The organism is Promicromonospora sp. NPDC050262 (assembly GCF_040655935.1).
Taxonomy (GTDB): Bacteria; Actinomycetota; Actinomycetes; order Actinomycetales; family Cellulomonadaceae; genus Promicromonospora.
Genome location: NZ_JBFAKX010000018.1, coordinates 25713 through 43622 on the forward strand (window position 1 = coordinate 25713; position 17910 = coordinate 43622).

Genomic DNA, 17910 nt, shown 5'->3' on the forward strand with positions numbered 1-17910 from the left:
CGACATTCTGGAGACCATCGAAGTGAAGAGCGCCGTCGAGACCTTGGAGCCCACCAAGGTCAAGCTGACCGTCGAGGTGGACTACGACGAGCTCAAGCCGAGCATCGATCACGCCTACGAGCACATCGCGGAGCAGGTGAACGTCCCCGGGTTCCGCAAGGGCAAGGTTCCCCCGCGCATCATCGAGCAGCGGGTCGGCTGGGGCGCCGTGATCGAGCACGCCGTGAACGACGGGCTCTCCGGTTTCTACCGTGACGCGCTCGGCGAGACCGACCTGCGTCCGCTCGCCCAGCCCGAGGTCGACGTGACCGAGGTCCCGGCCAAGGCCGGCGAGGGCCAGCTGAAGTTCACGGCCGAGGTCGAGGTGCGCCCCGAGATCGAGCTCCCCGAGCTCTCCGACGTCGAGCTGACCGTCGACTCCACCGAGGTGACCGACGAGGACGTCACCGAGCGCCTGGACGCCCTGCGCGAGCGCTTCGGCACCCTGGTGGGCGTGGACCGCCCGGCCGTCGAGGGCGACTACGTCGTCATCGACCTCAAGGCCGTCATCGGTGACGAGGAGGTCGACTCCGTGTCAGGCGTCTCGTACCAGATCGGCTCCGGCAACATGCTCGAGGGGCTCGACGAGGCCCTGACCGGCCTGTCCGGTGGCGAGACCACCACCTTCAAGGCGCCGCTCGCCGGCGGCGAGCACGAGGGCCAGGACGCCGACGTGACCGTCACCGCGACGTCGGTCAAGCAGCGCGACCTGCCCGAGGTGGACGACGACTTCGCCCAGCTCGCCTCGGAGTTCGACACGCTGGAGGAGCTGAAGGACGACCTGAAGAGCCAGGTCGCCGGCATCAAGACCTCCAACCAGGCCGTCACCGCGCGGGACGCCCTCATGGAGAAGCTCCTGGAGACCGTCGAGGTCCCCGTGCCGTCCGGCGTGGTCGAGGCCGAGGTGCACCGTCACCTCGAGTCCGAGAGCCGCCTGGAGGACGACGAGCACCGCGCCGAGGTCACGGAGGACGCGACCAAGGCGATCAAGAACCAGATCCTGCTCGACACCCTCGCCGAGAAGCTCAAGGTGCAGGTGAGCCAGGGCGAGCTCGTCGAGTACCTGGTGAGCGCCTCGCAGCAGTACGGCATGGAGCCGAGCGAGTTCATCAAGACCCTCGAGCAGGGCGGTCAGATCCCCGCCATGGTCGGCGAGGTCGCCCGCTCGAAGGCCCTCGCCGTCGCGCTGCGCCAGATCGAGGTCAAGGACTCCGACGGCAACGTCGTGGACCTGAGCGAGTTCATCGGCTCGGACGAGGCCGACGAGGCCCAGGCCGCCCTGAGCGACGCCGTGGCGCAGGCCCAGGAGGCCGCTGACGCCGAGGCGCCCGAGGGTTCGGCGCCCGAGGCGTCGGAGACCGCGAAGGCCTGACGCACCCCCGGCCCGGCAGGGCCGGAGCAGGACGTCCGACGGCGGTCCGCACCCTTCGCGCGAGGGTGCGGACCGCCGTCCGCGTTCCCCCTGCCTTCGCCGTGGGCAGCACCGGTGCGCTGTAGGCGAAACGGCCGTCGAATCGGGAGTTCTGGCGGCCGGAGGCACGTTAGGGTCGAGCGACACGACGTCTTAGGACGTGGTCCACAGACGAGAGTCAGAACCGAGGAGATGGACGTGAACGATCTGCTGCGGATGGATGCTGGGCCGGTAGCGCGGACGGAGGGTGCTGGCTTCGGGCTCAACGACTCCATCTACAACCGGCTGCTCAAGGAGCGCATCATCTGGCTGGGGTCGGAGGTGCGCGACGAGAACGCGAACGCGATCAGCGCGCAGATGATGCTTCTCGCGGCCGAGGACCCCGACAAGGACATCTGGCTTTACATCAACTCGCCCGGCGGCTCCATCACGGCCGGCATGGCGATCTACGACACCATGCAGTTCATCAAGCCCGACGTGGCGACGGTCGCGATGGGCATGGCCGCCTCCATGGGGCAGTTCCTGCTGTCCTCCGGCACCAAGGGCAAGCGGTACATCACGCCGCACGCCCGCGTGCTGATGCACCAGCCGTCCGGCGGCATCGGTGGTACGGCCACCGACGTGCGGATCGGGGCGCAGCTCATCATGCACATGAAGAAGGTGCTCGCCGAGCTGACCGCCGAGCAGACCGGTCAGTCGCTCGAGACGATCATCAAGGACAACGACCGCGACAACTGGTTCACGGCCTCCGAGGCACTGGAGTACGGCTTCGTCGACCACGTCGTCGAGACCGCTGCGCTGGCCGGCGGCGGCGGCATGAACAGCTGACCGCCCGGAAACGCATCAAGAGCTTTCTCAAGAGGAGATGACCGTGAGTCCTGAAGCCCAATTCGTCGCAGCCGCAGAGCGCCTTGCCGGCGCCCGTTCGGGTGCGCGGATGCCTTTTGCAACCGCCGGCGCCATGCCGTCCGCACGCTACGTGCTCCCGCAGTTCGAGGAGCGCACCGCGTACGGCTTCAAGCGCCAGGACCCGTACACCAAGCTGTTCGAGGACCGCATCATCTTCCTGGGCGTCCAGGTCGACGACGCGTCCGCGGACGACGTCATGGCCCAGCTCCTGGTCCTGGAGACCCAGGACCCGGACCGCGACGTGATGATGTACATCAACTCGCCGGGTGGCTCGTTCACGGCCATGACGGCGCTGTACGACACCATGCAGTTCATCAAGCCGCAGATCCAGACCGTGTGCCTGGGCCAGGCGGCGTCGGCCGCGGCCGTCCTGCTGGCCGCCGGCCAGCCGGGCAAGCGTCTCGCGCTGCCGAACTCCCGCGTGCTGATCCACCAGCCCGCGATGGAGGGTGGCGGCTACGCGCAGGCCTCGGACATCGAGATCCACGCGAACGAGCTGATCCGCATGCGCGAGTGGCTCGAGCTGACGCTCGCGACGCACAGCGGCAAGACGCAGGAGCAGGTGCGTGACGACATCGAGCGCGACAAGATCCTGACCGCCGCCCAGGCCAAGGAGTACGGCCTGGTCGACGAGGTGCTCGAGTCGCGCAAGCCCGTCGCGGTCGTGACGAACTGACCGCTCCGGTCTGGTCCGCCCGGACCGCAGGCGTCCGACGCCGGGGCCGTGCCACCAATACCGGTGGACGATCCGCCCCGGCGTCGGGCATTGTGGGACACGCCGCGCAGAATCTGACAAAATTGTCATGATCTGGTGAAAATCGGTCAGGCGACCCGCCGGGCCGCCCGGCTGACAACAGGCCACCGGTGGTGTGGAATGGATCTGAGACCGCTCGACGTCGCGGATCTGCTGGGCCAGCCGGCCCGTGCAGGACTCCGCGAGGGTGCACAAGGCGAGGAGACAGGTAGTGGCGCGAATCGGTGACGGCGCGGAACTGCTGAAGTGCAACTTCTGTGGCAAGTCGCAGAAGCAGGTGAAGAAGCTGATCGCCGGACCCGGCGTCTACATCTGCGACGAGTGCATCGAGCTGTGCAACGAGATCATCGAGGAAGAGCTCGGTGAGGCTGCGGAGCTCGGTCTGACAGAGTTGCCCAAGCCCCGCGAGATCTTCGACTTCCTCGAGCAGTACATCATCGGCCAGGACCCCGCCAAGCGCGCCCTGGCCGTTGCCGTCTACAACCACTACAAGCGGATCCAGGCCGGCGAGGCGGGGCGTTCCATCAGCCCCGACGACCAGGACCCGGTGGAGATCGCCAAGTCGAACATCCTGCTCATCGGCCCCACCGGCACCGGCAAGACCTATCTGGCGCAGACGCTCGCCAAGATGCTGAACGTCCCGTTCGCCATCGCCGACGCGACCGCCCTCACCGAGGCCGGCTACGTGGGCGAGGACGTCGAGAACATCCTGCTCAAGCTCATCCAGGCCGCGGACTACGACGTCAAGAAGGCCGAGACGGGCATCATCTACATCGACGAGGTCGACAAGGTGGCCCGCAAGGCCGAGAACCCGTCGATCACGCGTGACGTCTCCGGCGAGGGCGTGCAACAGGCGCTCCTGAAGATCATCGAGGGCACCACGGCCTCGGTGCCCCCGCAGGGTGGGCGCAAGCACCCGCACCAGGAGTTCATCCAGATCGACACGACGAACGTGCTGTTCATCGTGGCCGGCGCGTTCGCGGGGCTGGACGACATCGTCGCGGCCCGATCCCGCAAGCGCGGCATCGGGTTCAGCGCCCCCATGGAGTCCATCGCCCGGGACGAGGACCTCTTCGCCGAGGTGCGGCCCGAGGACCTGCAGAAGTACGGGCTGATCCCCGAGTTCATCGGCCGCCTGCCCGTCATCGCCTCCGTCTCGTCGCTCGACCGCGACGCCCTGGTGCGGATCCTGACGGAGCCCAAGAACGCGCTCGTGAAGCAGTACAAGCGCATGTTCGAGATCGACGGCGTGGAGCTCGAGTTCGACGAGCCGGCCGTCGAGGCCATCGCCGAGCAGGCCCTGCTCCGCGGCACCGGCGCACGCGGCCTGCGGGCGATCCTCGAGGAGGTGCTCCAGCAGGTCATGTTCGACGTGCCGAGTCGCGACGACGTCGAGCGCGTGGTCATCACCCGCTCCGTGGTGCTCGACAACGTGAACCCGACCGTGGTGCCCCGCAAGAGCCCCGTGCGGGGCCGTCAGCCCCGCGAGAAGAGCGCGTAGCCCCTCGCCCGCTCCGCGGGCCGGAGAGCGGCATACGAAGAGCCGGAGCGCACCCTGTGGGTGTGCTCCGGCTCTCTGTCGTCCGCGGGCTGTCGTCAGCGGGCCGCGTGGTTCGCGGTGGGGTCGAGGTCAGCGCGTGGCGGCCGGCTGCGCGTTCGGCACCGGGGCGCCGTACAGCGCGTCGACGGTTCCTGCGAAGTCGGCGAGCACCTTGGCCCGCTTCACCTTGATGGACGGTGTGAGGTACCCGTTGGCCTCGGTGAAGTCGAGGTCGAGCACCGTGATCTTGCGGATCGACTCGGCCTTGGAGACCGCCTCGTTCGCCTGTGCGACCACCTTGTCGAGCTCGGCGAGCACCTTCGGGTGCACGCGGGCGTCGGCCACCGACAGCTTGGGCAGGCCGTTCGCGGCGCACCAGCCGGGCAGCATCTCGGCGTCGAGCGTGACGAGGGCGCCGATGAACGGGCGCTGGTCGCCGACCACCACGACCTGGCTCACGATCGGGTGCGCCCGCATTCGATCCTCGAGCACGGCCGGCGCGACGTTCTTGCCGCCGGCGGTCACGATGATCTCCTTCTTGCGCCCCGTGATGTGCAGGTGGCCGTGCTCGTCGAGGCGGCCGAGGTCGCCGGTGCGGAACCAGCCGTCGACGAGGGCCTCGGCGGTCAGCTCAGGCTGGTTGCGGTAGCCGCGGAAGATGTGCGGTCCGCTCAGCAGCACCTCGCCGTCGTCGGCGATGCGGATGCCCGTGCCGAAGAAGGCCGGGCCCACCGAGCCCATGACGATCTTCCCGGGCAGGTTCACCGCCGTCGGGGCGGTGGACTCCGTGAGGCCGTAGCCCTCGAGGATGGTCACGCACGCGCCGCGGAAGAAGTGGCCCAGGCGCTCGCCCAGCGGCGCGCCGCCGGAGACGGCCCAGCTGAGCTGCCCGCCCATGGTGGCCTTGAGCTTGCTGAACACCAGCCGGTCGGCGATCGCGTGCTTGACCTTGAGCGTGCGGCCCGGGCCCTCGGGCACGTCCAGGGCTCGCGAGTAGTCCTCGGCGACGCGCGCGGACCAGGCGAAGATCTTCGCCTTGAGGCCGGACGACGCCTTCTGCTCAGCGCTGTTGTAGACCTTCTCGAACACGCGCGGCACGGCCAGGAGGTACGTCGGGCGGAACGAGCCCAGGTCGGCCACCAGGTTCTTGATGTCCGGGGCGTGGCCCAGCACGGCCTGGCCGGCGATGGTCGCGACCTCGACGAAGCGCGCGAACACGTGCGCCAGCGGGAGGAACAGGAGCGTGCGCGCGTTCTCCGCGCTGAGCAGCTCCGGGATGCCGGCGGCGGCGTTCAGGGTCAGGTGCGCGAAGTTGCCGTGCGTGAGCTCGACGCCCTTGGGGCGTCCGGTGGACCCGGAGGTGTAGATGATGGTCGCCAGGTCGTCGCGCCGGACGGCGTCGCGTCGCTCGGCCACGATGCCGGCGGAGAGGTTGGTGCCGGCCTTGCGCAGGTCGAGCACGGCGCCCTCGTCGATCAGCAGGATGTCCTCGAGCCCGGGCAGGCTGGGCCGCACCTGCTTGACCGTCTCGGCGTGCGCGGCGGACTCGACCACGATGAGCCGCACGTCGGCGTCGGACAGGATCCACTGGACCTGCTCGGCCGACGAGGTCTCGTAGACCGGCACGGCGACGGCGCCGGCGGCCCAGATGGCGAAGTCGAGGAGCGTCCACTCGTACCGGGTGCGCGACATGATCGCGACGCGGTCGCCGGTCTTGATGCCGCGCGCCACCAGGCCGCGGGCGACGGCGAGCACCTCGTCCTCGAACTGGCTGGCCGACACCTTGATCCACGGGCCGTCTGGTGCGTCACGCCGCTCGATGAGCGCCTCGTCTCCGGAGCGGGCCACGCGGTCCGCGAGGATCGTGTTGATGCTGGTGCCCGCCGGCACCTCCACCCATGCCGGCGACGTGGCAAGTGTCATGTGCTGCTCTCCGTTGAAGTCTTGAAGAGGTGAAGCCCCAGTACCGGGCCTTCACCAAGTTGCGGCCTGCTCGGCAGACTGTAGCGGATCCCCGTCTCAGGTCGGAACAGCCTTTCGCCCGGGGCGGTCACGGGCGGTTAGCCTCTTCTTGTGTCTGACAACGAACCGACCAGCGCTCCGGTGCCGTCCGAGATCATCCGGCTCCGCGGGAGCATCGACAACATCGACGCGGCGCTGGTCTACCTGCTCGCCGAGCGGTTCCGGGTGACGCGTCGGGTGGGGGAGCTCAAGGCGGTCGGCGGGCTGCCCCCGGCGGACCCGGCCCGTGAGCAGGAGCAGATCGCCCGGCTCACGAGCATCGCCGAGGAGTCCGGCCTGGACCCCGAGTTCGCCGAGCAGTTCCGCCAGTTCATCGTGAGCGAGGTGATCCGCCACCACGAGCTGATCGCCGCGCAGCACAAGGGCGACAACCTGCCCGAGGTCGACACCTACGCTTGAAGGTGACCTGTGCCTGACGCTCTTTTGCCCTCTCCGAGCGCTGGGCAAACGTCGGGTGGGAATATCTCCTGTACAGGTCACGGAAATTTCCCCCACAGGGGTGGCGTGTGCCCGGGATCCGTCGTTTCCTGGAGTCAACGCCGGGGCGAGGTCATGCGGTAGGGCATCGCCTCGACCTCGGCGGGTGATGCGGAGGTGTTCATGAAGATCGATTGGCTCAAACCCCTCCTCGGCCACCCGGGACCGTTCGCCACCCTGTGCCTCGACGCGACGCCGTCGGAGCACGCCGCCGACCGCGACGTCGGCGGGCGCTGGAACGCCGTGCGCAGGGACCTGGCGCAGCAGAACACCCCGGACGCCGTGCTGGACGCGATCGAAGAGGTGGTGCTGCGACCCACGAGGGTCCCGGGACCGCACGGCCGGGTCGTCATCGCCGACGAGACGGGCGTGCTGGTGGACCGCGTGGTGAACAACCCGCCGACTGCGAGCTCCGGTTCCTGGGAGGCGGTGCCGGCCCTGTTGCAGGCGGCCCTGGCCGCCGACGAGTCGGTAGAGGTGCTCAAGGTGACGGTGGACCGGGCGGGCGCGGACTTTCTTCGCGCGGGGCCGGACGCCAAGGTGCACAGCACCTTCCAGGCGCCGCACGACGAGATCGAGAAGACCAGCTCCTCGGGGATCAAGCGGGCGCGGATCGAGTCCCGTGCCGAGGACTCCTGGGAGCGCAACGCCGCCGCCGTGGCGGCCGAGATCGAACGGCACGTGGCGGAGTCCGACCCGGAGCTGGTGCTGCTCACCGGGGACAAGCGGGCGGTCTCGCTCACCCGGGCCGCACTGACCGCGCCGACGGCCGACAAGCTGGTCGAGGTGCCCGGCGGCGGGCGCGGCGGCGGGGTGCACGAGGGTGCCTTCGCCGAGCGGGTCTCCGACGTCCTGGACTCGTACCGGGAGCGGCGGCGCGAGCGTGTGCTGGCGGAGCTGCGTCAGGAGCTCGGCCGGGAGTCGAACGCCGTGACCTCGGTGGACGACGTCGTGGCGGTGCTCGCGCGCGGGCAGGTCAAGGAGCTCGTGCTCGCGGAGGAGTACGGCACGGGCCCCGGGCCCATGAACGGGCGCAAGCTGTGGATCGGCCCTGACCCGATGCACATCGCCGGCGACCGGTCCGACCTCGAGGCGATGGGGGTGACGGAGCGGCTGGAGGAGCTGCCCGCCACGGTCGCGCTCGTGCGGGCGGCAGTCGGTCAGGACGCCGGTCTGACGTTCGCGCCCGAGGGTTCGGTGGAGCTCATGGACGGCGTCGGTGCGACCCTGCGCTGGCGGGACGACGGGACGCCCACCGAGGTGGTGGCGAGCATGTCCGGCGACGATCGTCGGCTGCACTGACCTCCCACGTGAATTCGATGTGAATTCTCGGCCGGTTGATCGGACAAAAGGCGCTCAGAACGGGCGCCAGACTGGATGGAATTTCCGATTTACCGCGTATGAGAAATTGTTGCGCCGGAATGTGTCCGTTTTGCCCATACACACGGAAACGCATTATCGGTACGGTCTCGGGCCATGGGGATGATTCATTGTGAGTACGCGCGGCTTGCCGCCGACGACTTCGACAAGGCACGGACAGATCTGACCTGGGCGCTGGAGCACATCGACGAGCTCGCCGGCGAATGGGTGGAGGTGGATCTTCCGGCACAGGAGGCCAGGTACTTCAGCATCGGCACCGTGTGGGGTCCGCTCCACACGGTGCTCCGGGTGCACGGCGGCATGCCCGTCGACCCGGTGCAGGGCGGTGCGGCTTTGGCTTCCACCGACGGGATCACGCCGGTGCGCTATCTCGGCCCGGAGGAGGTGGAGAAGGCGGCCGCATTCCTGGTGGGCACGTCGTTCGACACGCTGGCTCCGCTGGCCGTGGCCGACCACGTGTGCGACGAGGACGTGTGCCCGGACCCGGGCGAGCACGCCGCGGAGACCGATCACGAGCGCCTGGCCGTCGCGTACGGCGAGCTGGCCGCGTTCTACGGTGCCGCTGCCGAGGCGGGCGACGCGGTGGTGCTGATGCTCAACTGAGCCACAACGGTCGTGGAAAAGACCGGGGGCGGGACGCTGGTCAGCGTCCCGCCCCCGGTCTGTCTGCCCGAGCTTCAGCCCTTGTTGCGCGGCGGGGCCTCGCCCAGCTCGCTGGAGGTGACGACGATCCCGCCCTGGACGGCCGGGTCGCCCTGGCCCTCCGCGGCGGCGACCAGGTCGAGCGGGCCGGTGACGCGGCCGGCGGCCTTGACGTCCTCGACCGCGGTCTCGACCGCCGTCAGCGAGCCGGCCGGGACGGCCAGCGACGCCGCCACGATGGGCGTGCGCATCGAGGCCTTGGCCTCGGACTTCACCTTGCGCAGCGCGGCGAGCGCGTGCCCGGCGGCAGCGAGGTCGGCCGGGTCGGCGTCGCCGCCGGCCGCGCGCAGCGGCTCCGCCACGGGCCACGGCGCACGGTGCACCGAACCCTCGCGCCACCAGGACCAGACCTCTTCCGTGGCGAACGGGAGGTAGGGCGCCAGCAGGCGGAGCATGGTGTCGAGCGCGATGGCCAGGGCGGTGCGGGCCGAGGTGGTCTCCGGGGAGACCACGGCGACGTCGGCGCCGGCGCCGTACGCGCGGTCCTTGACGAGCTCGAGGTAGTCGTCGCAGAACGTCCAGAAGAACGTCTCCGTCAGCTCGAGCGCACGCGTGTGGTCGTAGGCCTCCAGGGCCGCCGTGGCCTGCTCGACCACGCCGGCCAGGCCCGCGAGCATCGACCGGTCCAGGGAGACCGTGACCGCCGCCGGGTCGAGCGCGATCTCGCTGCCCGCGCCGCCGCCGAACGACAGCGCGAACTTCGAGGCGTTGAGGACCTTGATCGCCAGGCGGCGACCGATCTTCATCTGACCCACCTCGAACGCCGCGTCGGTACCCAGGCGGGCTGAGGCCGCCCAGTACCGCACCGCGTCGGAGCCGTGCTCGACGAGCAGGTCCATCGGCGTGACGACGTTGCCCTTGGACTTGGACATCTTCTTGCGGTCCGGGTCGAGGATCCAGCCGCTGATCGTCGCGTTCTTCCAGGGCAGCACCTTGTTCTCCAGGTGCGAGCGCACCACGGTGGAGAACAGCCACGTACGGATGATGTCCTGGCCCTGGGGGCGCAGGTCCATCGGGTACACGCGCTCGAAGAGGTCCTGGTCCCGCTCCCAGCCGCCGACGATCTGCGGGGTCAGGGACGAGGTGGCCCAGGTGTCCATGACGTCCGCGTCACCCACGAAGCCGCCGGCCTGGCCGCGCTGCTCCTCGGTGTAGCCCGCGGGCGCCTGCGACGTCGGGTCGACGGGCAGGGCCTCCTCGGCCGGGACGATCGGGTGGTCGTAGTCCACCTCGCCCGCCGCGTCGACCGGGTACCAGAGCGGGATCGCGACGCCGAAGAAGCGCTGGCGGCTGACCAGCCAGTCGCCGTTGAGACCGTTGACCCAGTTCTGGTAGCGCACCCGCATGAAGTCGGGGTGGAAGTCGAGCTCCTTGCCGCGGGCCAGCAGCTCCTCGCGCAGCTCCTGGTCGCGGCCGCCGTTGCGGATGTACCACTGGCGCGAGGTCACGATCTCGAGGGGCTTGTCGCCCTTCTCGAAGAAGTTGGCCTTGCGCTGGGTGGCCACGGGCTCGCTCGGCATGTCGCCCGACGCGGTGAGCGCCTCGACGATGGCCTTGCGGGCGCTGAAGGTCGTCTTGCCCGCGACCTCGGCCTCGAACAGCTCGGCGCCCGGACCGCCCGTGAGCCACTCCGGCAGCTCGCGCGTGATGCGGCCGTCGCGGTTGATGATCGAGCGCGTCGGAAGCTGCAGCTCGCGCCACCACTGCACGTCGGTGAGGTCACCGAAGGTGCAGCACATCGCGATGCCGGCGCCCTTGTCGGGCTCCGCCAGGTGGTGCGCCAGGACCGGGATCTCGACCCCGAACAGCGGGGACGTCACGGTGGTGCCGAACAGGTGCTGGTAGCGCTCGTCGTCCGGGTGGGCGATGAGCGCGACCGCCGCCGGGATCAGCTCGGGGCGCGTGGTCTCGATGTAGACGGGCTCGCCGTCGGGCTTGTGGAAGGCGACCTTGTGGAAGTGCCCGGGGTAGTCGCGGGCCTCCAGCTCGGCCTGGGCCACGGCGGTCTGGAACGTGACGTCCCACAGGCCCGGGGCCTCGGCCTGGTAGGCCTCGCCGCGCTGGAAGTTACGGACGAACGCCCGCTGCGCCGTGGCGCGCGAGGAGTCCCCGATGGTCTGGTACGTCTGGGCCCAGTCCACGGAGACGCCGAGGCGCCGCCAGAGCTCCTCGAACTGCTTCTCGTCCTCGGCCGTCAGCCGCTCGCAGAGCTCGACGAAGTTGCGCCGGCTGACCGGGACCTGGTCGGCGGCCTTGACGTTCTTGTCGGTGCCCTCGAACGGCGGCGTGAAGTCGGGGTCGTAGGGCAGCGAGAGGTCGACGCGCACGCCGTAGTAGTTCTGCACGCGGCGCTCGGTGGGCAGCCCGTTGTCGTCCCAGCCCATGGGGTAGAAGACCTCGAGGCCGCGCATGCGCTTGTAACGGGCCACGATGTCGGTGTGCGTGTAGCTGAACACGTGCCCCACGTGCAGGGAGCCCGACGCCGTGGGCGGCGGGGTGTCGATCGAGTAGATCTCGGCACGGGTCTTTGTGCGGTCGAAGGCGAAGGTCTGCTCGGCGGTCCAGCGCTCGTCGAACTTGACCTCGAGGCCGTCCGTGCTGACCTTGTCCGGTACCTCCTTGACCACCGCGCGTACGACCTCGGCGCCCGGTACCGCGGTGGCGGTCCGGGTCGGTGTCGTGTCAGGTGCGGGAGTGGTCGCAGCCGGGTCCGTCGGCCCGGTGGAGGCGGGAATGCTCATGCGCACCAGTGTCCCAGATTCGAGCAAGCCGAAGCGCACGTTCTCCACAGGCCGGGAGGGCGTGGGCGGACGGGTCGGTACCCGGCCGCGACGGCACGGGCGAGCGGGGTGCGCCGGCGAGACGTCCGCCACAGATCATTCGAGATGGTCGATGGTTGCCAGAGGCATGGACTATGGTTCTGCCTGGCCCGGAACCGGGCACACCGGTCAGACCGTCATCCCGGCCGTTCGACGCTTTCCAGGAGACGAATCGTGCGCATGTCGTGTTGTCGGTGCTCGCCGCACCGCCTCCCCGTCATGTCCCGTCGTTCCTAGGAGTCCCATGTCGCTCGACCGCTCCGACGAGCTGGTCGCCCCGACCTCGTCGGCCGCTTTCGGCGCCGTCGCCGACAGCGCTGTCGCCGCCGTCGGCCGCGTGTCGCTCTGGCGCCGTCTGGCCCGGGACCGGTTCGCCCTGGTGGGCGCCGTCGTCGCCGTGGCGTACGCGCTCGTGGCGCTGGCCGCGCCGCTCATCACCCGGGCGCTCGGCGTGGACCCCTACACCTACGACCTCGACGCGCTCGGGCCCACCGGGGCGCCCGCCGGGCCGCTGGGCGGCATCAGCGCGGAGCACTGGTTCGGGGTCGAACCGCTGACGGGCCGCGACCTGTTCGCGATCGTGGTCATGGGCTCGCGCACGTCGCTCCTGGTCGGTCTCGGGGCGACGGTCGTGTCCATGCTGGTCGGGACGGTGCTGGGCCTGGTCGCGGGCTACTTCGGCGGCTGGGTGGACTGGGTGGTGGCCCGGCTGGTCGACGTCCTCATCGGGCTGCCCGCGCTGGTGTTCATGATCGCCGTCGGCGCCGTCGCGCCCGAATGGTTCCCCCGCCTGCTGCTCCTGGTGCTCGTGATCGGGCTGTTCGGCTGGTCGTCGATCGCCCGCGTGGTGCGCGGCCAGGTCATGGCGCTGCGCGCCTCCGGGTTCGTGCGTGCCTCCCAGGCGCTGGGTGCCTCGCACGCGCACGTGCTGTTCCGGCAGGTGCTGCCCAACCTCGCCTCGACCGTCGTGGTGTTCGCGACCATCTCCATCCCGGGTGCGATCGGGTCGGAGGCCGCGCTGTCCTTCCTGGGCGTGGGCGTGCCGCCGCCCACGCCGTCGTGGGGCCGGTCGATCGGCGACGCCGTCACCTGGTTCTCCGTGGACCCCGTCTACCTGCTGTTCCCGGGGCTCGCGCTGTTCGGCGTCACTCTCGCGTTCAACGCGTTCGGCGACGGCCTGCGGGACGCGCTCGACCCGCGGGGCGGCGGCTCGAAGCGTCGTCGCCGGCGCGGGGGTGCGCGATGACGCTCGTCAAGTTCCTCGCGACCCGGCTCGCGACGCTCGTGTTCGTGCTGCTCACGGTCTCGTTCCTCACCTACGCGCTGTTCGTGCTGCTGCCGGCCGACCCGGCGCAGCTCGCCTGCGGCCGGCCCTGCACGCCCGAGCGGCTGGAGACGGCACGCGCGTTCATGGGCCTCGACAGGTCCGTCGTCGAGCAGTGGTGGGAGTTCGTGCGCGGCGTGTTCACCGGCCGTACCTTCGGCTCGGCGGGCGCGTCCATCGACTGCCCGCGGCCGTGCCTCGGCTACTCCTTCGCCCGGAACGCGCCGGTCACCGAGCTGATCGCGGGGCGCTTCGGCGTGACGGCGTCGCTCGCGATCGGCGCGGCGGTGCTCTGGCTGGTGGTCGGCGTGGGTGCCGGCGCCGTGGCCGCGGTGCGCCGCGGCACCGCCCTGGACCGCGGGCTCATGATCGGGGCGATCACGGGGGTCTCCGCGCCGAGCTACCTGGTGGGCCTGCTCGGGATCCTGCTGTTCGGCTTCACGCTCGACATGGTCCCGGTGTCCGGCTACGTGCCGTTCGCCCAGAGCCCGGTGGACTGGGCGTGGCACCTGGTGCTGCCGTGGTCGGTGCTGGCACTGCTGTCGGCTGCCGTCTACACGCGGCTGACCCGCTCGCAGATGCTGGAGGAGCTGGGCTCACCGTACGTCCGCACGGCCCGCGCCAAGGGCATCACGGAACGCCGGGTCGTCACCCGGCACGCGCTGCGCAACGCGGCGATCCCCGTGGTCACGCTCTTCGCGCTGGACCTCGGCGCGCTGCTCGGCGGCACCGTCATCACCGAGCGGGTGTTCTCCATGCCCGGGGTCGGCGCCCTGCTCATGGAGGCGGTCGGCGCCACCGACGTGCCGCTGCTGGTGGGCGTCACGGTGTTCACCGCGGCCATCGTGGTGATCGCGAACCTGGCGGTCGACGTCGTCTACGGCGTGCTCGACCCGCGGGTGCGGCGCGGAGGGAGAACCCGATGACCCGGCGATGTCGTCGGTGACGTCCGACCCCGTACCCCGCGGGACCCCGTGTCCCGTACTGCCGCAGCACCCCAGAACTCCGTAGAGACGAGAAGGACCAGATGAACCTCGCACCACGTACGACCCGCAGGCCTGCCCGCCGCGTCGCGGTCGCCGGCATCGCCGTCGCCGCCACGCTCGCGCTGACGGCCTGCAACGCGAACTCGCAGCCGGGCGCGGCCTCGAGCGACGAGGCGACCGCCGTCCAGCAGGGCGGCGAGCTGCGCATCCTCACGGCCAGCCCCGCCATCAACTGGGACCCGGCCACCAGCCAGAACCTCGCGATCACGACGCTCGGCCTGGTCGAGCGCCGGCTCACCGCGTGGCAGACCAACGCCGACGGCACCACCGAGGTGGTCCCGGACCTCGCGACGGACACCGGCACGCCGTCGGACGACGGGGCGAGCTGGACCTACACGCTGAAGGACGGCCTGAAGTTCGAGGACGGCACGCCGATCACCTCGGCGGACGTCAAGTACTCCGTGGAGCGCTCGTTCGCCCCCGAGCTGTCGGGCGGCCTGAGCTACCACAAGAACCTGCTGGAGGGGGCTGACGAGTACGGCGGCCCGTACCAGGGCGACGAGCTCGACTCGATCGAGACACCGGACGACAAGACGATCGTCTTCCACCTCGACAGCGCGTACGGCGACTGGCCGTGGATCGTCTCGATGCCGGCGTTCGGTGCCGTCCCCGAGGCGAAGGACGACATCCAGACCTACACGACCCAGCCCGTCGCCACCGGCCCCTACCGGGTGGCGGACACGGTCGAGGGCACCTCGGTGACCCTGGAGCGCAACCCCGAGTGGGACCCGGCCACGGACGACGCCCGCACCGCGGGCCCGGACTCGGTGGTCTTCGAGCTGAGCCAGGACGAGACGGTCGTGGCCCAGCGGCTCATCGCCGACTCCGGTACCGACGCCTCCGCGTTCGGCGCCACGTTCGTGCCGCCGGCGCAGCTCGCCCAGGTCCAGCAGGGCCCGGCCAAGGACCGCCTGGTCACCTCGGGCCCGGGGGCGCTCGCGTACCTCGCGATCAACACCGAGGCCGACGGCCTGGACGACCTCGACGTCCGCAAGGCGATCAGCCTGGCCGTGGACAAGAACGCGTACCGCGTCGCGTCCGGCGGCGAGATCGCGGGCGACTTCGCGACCACGCTGGTGACGCCCGGCATCCCCGGCCGCGAGGAGTACTCGAACGGCGTGAACGACGTGGCACCGGAGGGCGACGTCGAGCAGGCCGAGAAGCTGCTGGACGACGCCGGCTGGTCGGGCCGCGAGCTGCGTCTCGTGGTGGAGGACGACGCCCCGACGCTGGCCAAGGCCCAGGCGATCCAGCAGGGCCTGGAGCGGGCCGGTCTCAAGGTCAAGATCGTGCCGCAGGCCGAGGACGTGTGGACCGAGACGGTCACGCAGGGCGACGGCTCGAAGTACGACCTCACGCTGTCGTCGTGGCAGCCGGACTTCCCGAGCGCGAACGGCAACATCCAGCCGCTGTTCCACTCGTCCCAGGTGGGCGACGGCGGGTACAACCTGGCCCGGTACAGCAACCCGGACGCGGACGACCTGATCGACCGCGCGACCGAGGAGACCGACGTGGACGCCGCGGCCTCGCTGTGGGTCGAGGCCGACCAGCTGATCCTGGGCGACGCCCCGGTGGTCCCGCTGATCTACACGAAGAACTCGTTCCTGCACGGTTCGAAGGTCGAGAACTTCCGGATCCCGGACTTCCCGGCCTACCCGAACTACCTCCAGGTCTCGCTGGCCAAGTGACCGGCACCCTGGTGGACGACGGACAGCCCCTCCTGACGGTGGAGGGGCTGTCCGTCGTGTTCGACGACGCCGAGCGGCCCGCCGTCGACGGCGTCTCCTGGGCGCTGCGCCCGGGGCGGGTGACCGCCCTCGTCGGCGAGTCCGGCTCGGGCAAGACGGTCTCCGCGATGGCGGTGCTCGGGCTGCTGCCCGACGCCGCGGCGGTGGGCGGGTCCATCCGGCTGGACGGCGGGGCCGGCGCGAGGGCTGGTGCCGAAGCCGGACCCGGTGGAGGAGCGGCGACCGAGCTGGTCGATGCCTCCGCGGAGACCTTCCGGGAGGTCCGCGGCGCGGTGCTCTCGCTCGTCTCGCAGGAGCCGATGAGCGCCTGGAACCCGGTGCTGACGATCGGCGACCAGGTCGCCGAGGCGCTGCGGGCACACCGGCGCGGGCCGGACCGGCCGACCCGGCGGGCGGCGCACGAGCGGGTGCTGGAGCTGTTCGCCGAGGCCGGGCTGCGCGATCCGGAGCGGGTGGCCGCCGCGTACCCGCACCAGCTCTCCGGCGGTCAGCTCCAGCGCGCGCTCGTCGCGATGGGGCTGTCGCAGGACCCCGTGGCGATCATCGCGGACGAGCCGACGACGGCGCTGGACGTCACGGTCCAGGCCGGGATCCTCGACCTGCTGCGCGGGCTGCGGGACGAGCGCGGCACGGCGGTGCTGCTCATCACGCACGACATGGGCGTGGTGGCCGACCTCGCGGACGACGTGGTGGTGATGCGCGACGGGCGGATCGTGGAGGCCGCGCCGGTGCGCGAGCTCTTCGCGGCGCCGCGCGAGGAGTACACGCGCACGCTGCTCGCGGCGGTGCCGCGGCTGGGCGAGCCCGCGGTGAGGGTGGAGCCTGCGGGGCCGGGGCCGGGGCTAGGGCTAGGGCCGAGGCCACAGGTCGAGGCGGCGCCTCGTGCCGAGGCGGAGCCGCGGGACGTGCGCGCCGCGAACGCGTCCGGCGGCGTCGTGCTGCTCGACGACGTCACCGTCACCTACGGGGGCCGGCACCCCGTGGTCGCGGCCGACGGCGTCACGCTCTCGATCGGCCGGGGCGAGGTGCTGGGCCTGGTGGGGGAGTCGGGCTCGGGCAAGTCGACCCTCGGCCAGGTGGTCGCCGGGCTGCTGCGGCCGACGTCGGGCCGTGCGGTCGTGGACGGCGTCGACCTGGCGCGCGCGTCGCGCCGGGAGCGGGCGGAGCGCCGTCGGGCCACGGGCGTGGTGTTCCAGGACCCGGCCTCGACGCTGAACCCGCGCTGGACCGTGGGGCAGTCGGTCGACGAGCCGCTGCGCCTGCACTCCGGGCTGGACCGGACCGCCCGGGACGCCCGCGTGCGCGAGCTGCTGGAGCTGGTCCGGCTCGGCCCCGAGTACGGGCTGCGGTACCCCCACGAGCTGTCCGGCGGGCAGCGGCAGCGGGTGGCGATCGCCCGGGCCGTGGCGCTCGGTCCGCAGGTGCTCGTGGCGGACGAACCGACGTCCGCGCTCGACGTCTCCGTGCAGGCGCACGTGCTGGACCTGTTCCGGGACCTGCAGGCCGAGCTCGGCTTCGCGTGCCTGTTCGTGTCCCACGACCTGGCGGTCGTCGAGCGGGTGGCCGACCGGGTCGCCGTCATGCGGGAGGGGCGCATCGTCGAGACGGGCCCGACGGCGCAGGTGCTGGGCGCGCCCGCCGACCCGTACACGTGGGCGCTCGTGACGGCCGCGCCCGTGGCGGATCCGGACGCGCAGGCGGACCGCCGGGCGGAGCGGCAGGGCGTGCGGGCCTGACCG

The 17910-nt window shown here is 70.9% G+C and carries 13 protein-coding genes; 11 read left to right on the top strand and 2 right to left on the bottom strand.

Features of this window, described 5'->3' with window-relative positions; genetic code table 11:
- Window positions 1-22: 22 nt before the first annotated feature.
- The 4 genes from tig to clpX all read left to right on the top strand — a co-directional run bounded on the left by tig (window position 23) and on the right by clpX (window position 4614).
- On the top strand, window positions 23-1411 hold the full coding sequence (gene tig / locus AB0I29_RS22440) for a trigger factor (protein ID WP_285105263.1): 1389 nt from the start codon (window positions 23-25) through the stop codon (window positions 1409-1411).
- Between the two features lie 255 nt (window positions 1412-1666).
- Window positions 1667-2278, top strand: coding sequence for an ATP-dependent Clp protease proteolytic subunit (locus tag AB0I29_RS22445; RefSeq protein WP_285105319.1), 612 nt, complete (start codon window positions 1667-1669; stop codon window positions 2276-2278).
- 43 nt (window positions 2279-2321) lie between these two features.
- A complete protein-coding gene (locus AB0I29_RS22450) occupies window positions 2322-3035 on the top strand; it encodes an ATP-dependent Clp protease proteolytic subunit (RefSeq protein WP_285105261.1) in 714 nt (237 codons plus the stop codon).
- Window positions 3036-3324: 289 nt separating this feature from the next.
- Window positions 3325-4614: an ATP-dependent Clp protease ATP-binding subunit ClpX gene (clpX, locus tag AB0I29_RS22455; RefSeq protein ID WP_285105259.1), complete on the top strand. Its 1290-nt coding sequence runs from the start codon at window positions 3325-3327 to the stop codon at window positions 4612-4614.
- Between the two features lie 129 nt (window positions 4615-4743).
- Here clpX and AB0I29_RS22460 read toward each other — a convergent pair whose 3' ends face one another.
- Window positions 4744-6576, bottom strand: coding sequence for an AMP-dependent synthetase/ligase (locus AB0I29_RS22460; protein WP_357485959.1), 1833 nt, complete (start codon window positions 6574-6576; stop codon window positions 4744-4746).
- A gap of 150 nt (window positions 6577-6726) precedes the next feature.
- On the opposite strand from AB0I29_RS22460, the gene AB0I29_RS22465 reads away from it, so the two are divergent.
- The 3 genes from AB0I29_RS22465 to AB0I29_RS22475 all read left to right on the top strand — a co-directional run bounded on the left by AB0I29_RS22465 (window position 6727) and on the right by AB0I29_RS22475 (window position 9135).
- Window positions 6727-7074 (top strand): chorismate mutase, encoded by a 348-nt coding sequence (locus AB0I29_RS22465; protein ID WP_285105256.1) that lies wholly within the window; start codon window positions 6727-6729, stop codon window positions 7072-7074.
- 201 nt (window positions 7075-7275) lie between these two features.
- Entirely contained in the window at window positions 7276-8454 is a 1179-nt protein-coding gene (locus AB0I29_RS22470; protein ID WP_357485962.1) for a Vms1/Ankzf1 family peptidyl-tRNA hydrolase, read from the top strand.
- A 174-nt stretch (window positions 8455-8628) separates the two neighbouring features.
- Complete coding sequence (locus AB0I29_RS22475; protein ID WP_285105254.1) at window positions 8629-9135, top strand: DUF1877 family protein; 507 nt, start codon at window positions 8629-8631, stop codon at window positions 9133-9135.
- A gap of 74 nt (window positions 9136-9209) precedes the next feature.
- Here AB0I29_RS22475 and valS read toward each other — a convergent pair whose 3' ends face one another.
- Window positions 9210-11975, bottom strand: coding sequence for a valine--tRNA ligase (valS, locus tag AB0I29_RS22480; RefSeq protein ID WP_357485964.1), 2766 nt, complete (start codon window positions 11973-11975; stop codon window positions 9210-9212).
- A 322-nt stretch (window positions 11976-12297) separates the two neighbouring features.
- Between valS and AB0I29_RS22485 the strand changes: the two genes are divergently transcribed.
- From AB0I29_RS22485 to AB0I29_RS22500, 4 genes are all read left to right on the top strand, one after another.
- On the top strand, window positions 12298-13299 hold the full coding sequence (locus tag AB0I29_RS22485; RefSeq protein ID WP_357485966.1) for an ABC transporter permease: 1002 nt from the start codon (window positions 12298-12300) through the stop codon (window positions 13297-13299).
- Window positions 13296-14303 carry an ABC transporter permease gene (locus AB0I29_RS22490; protein ID WP_285105250.1) on the top strand — a complete coding sequence of 336 codons (1008 nt, stop codon included), beginning with the start codon at window positions 13296-13298 and terminating at the stop codon, window positions 14301-14303. Before AB0I29_RS22485 ends, AB0I29_RS22490 begins: the two co-directional genes overlap by 4 nt.
- A 101-nt stretch (window positions 14304-14404) precedes the next feature.
- Complete coding sequence (locus AB0I29_RS22495) at window positions 14405-16111, top strand: ABC transporter substrate-binding protein (protein WP_357485969.1); 1707 nt, start codon at window positions 14405-14407, stop codon at window positions 16109-16111.
- The gene (locus AB0I29_RS22500; protein ID WP_357485971.1) at window positions 16108-17907 is read left to right on the top strand and encodes an ABC transporter ATP-binding protein; all 1800 of its coding nucleotides are present in this window, start codon (window positions 16108-16110) and stop codon (window positions 17905-17907) included. The genes AB0I29_RS22495 and AB0I29_RS22500 overlap by 4 nt, the downstream gene beginning before the upstream one ends.
- The last annotated feature ends 3 nt before the right edge of the window (window positions 17908-17910 follow it).

What these genes read in the sequence shown, in the direction of transcription:
- AB0I29_RS22445 (WP_285105319.1), top strand. Translation starts at nt 1,667, where the DNA reads ATGGATGCTGGGCCGGTAGCGCGGACGGAGGGTGCTGGCTTCGGGCTC.
- AB0I29_RS22460 (WP_357485959.1), bottom strand. Translation starts at nt 6,576, where the DNA reads ATGACACTTGCCACGTCGCCGGCATGGGTGGAGGTGCCGGCGGGCACC.
- AB0I29_RS22470 (WP_357485962.1), top strand. Translation starts at nt 7,276, where the DNA reads ATGAAGATCGATTGGCTCAAACCCCTCCTCGGCCACCCGGGACCGTTC.
- AB0I29_RS22475 (WP_285105254.1), top strand. Translation starts at nt 8,629, where the DNA reads ATGGGGATGATTCATTGTGAGTACGCGCGGCTTGCCGCCGACGACTTC.
- valS (WP_357485964.1), bottom strand. Translation starts at nt 11,975, where the DNA reads ATGAGCATTCCCGCCTCCACCGGGCCGACGGACCCGGCTGCGACCACT.
- AB0I29_RS22485 (WP_357485966.1), top strand. Translation starts at nt 12,298, where the DNA reads ATGTCGCTCGACCGCTCCGACGAGCTGGTCGCCCCGACCTCGTCGGCC.
- AB0I29_RS22490 (WP_285105250.1), top strand. Translation starts at nt 13,296, where the DNA reads ATGACGCTCGTCAAGTTCCTCGCGACCCGGCTCGCGACGCTCGTGTTC.
- AB0I29_RS22495 (WP_357485969.1), top strand. Translation starts at nt 14,405, where the DNA reads ATGAACCTCGCACCACGTACGACCCGCAGGCCTGCCCGCCGCGTCGCG.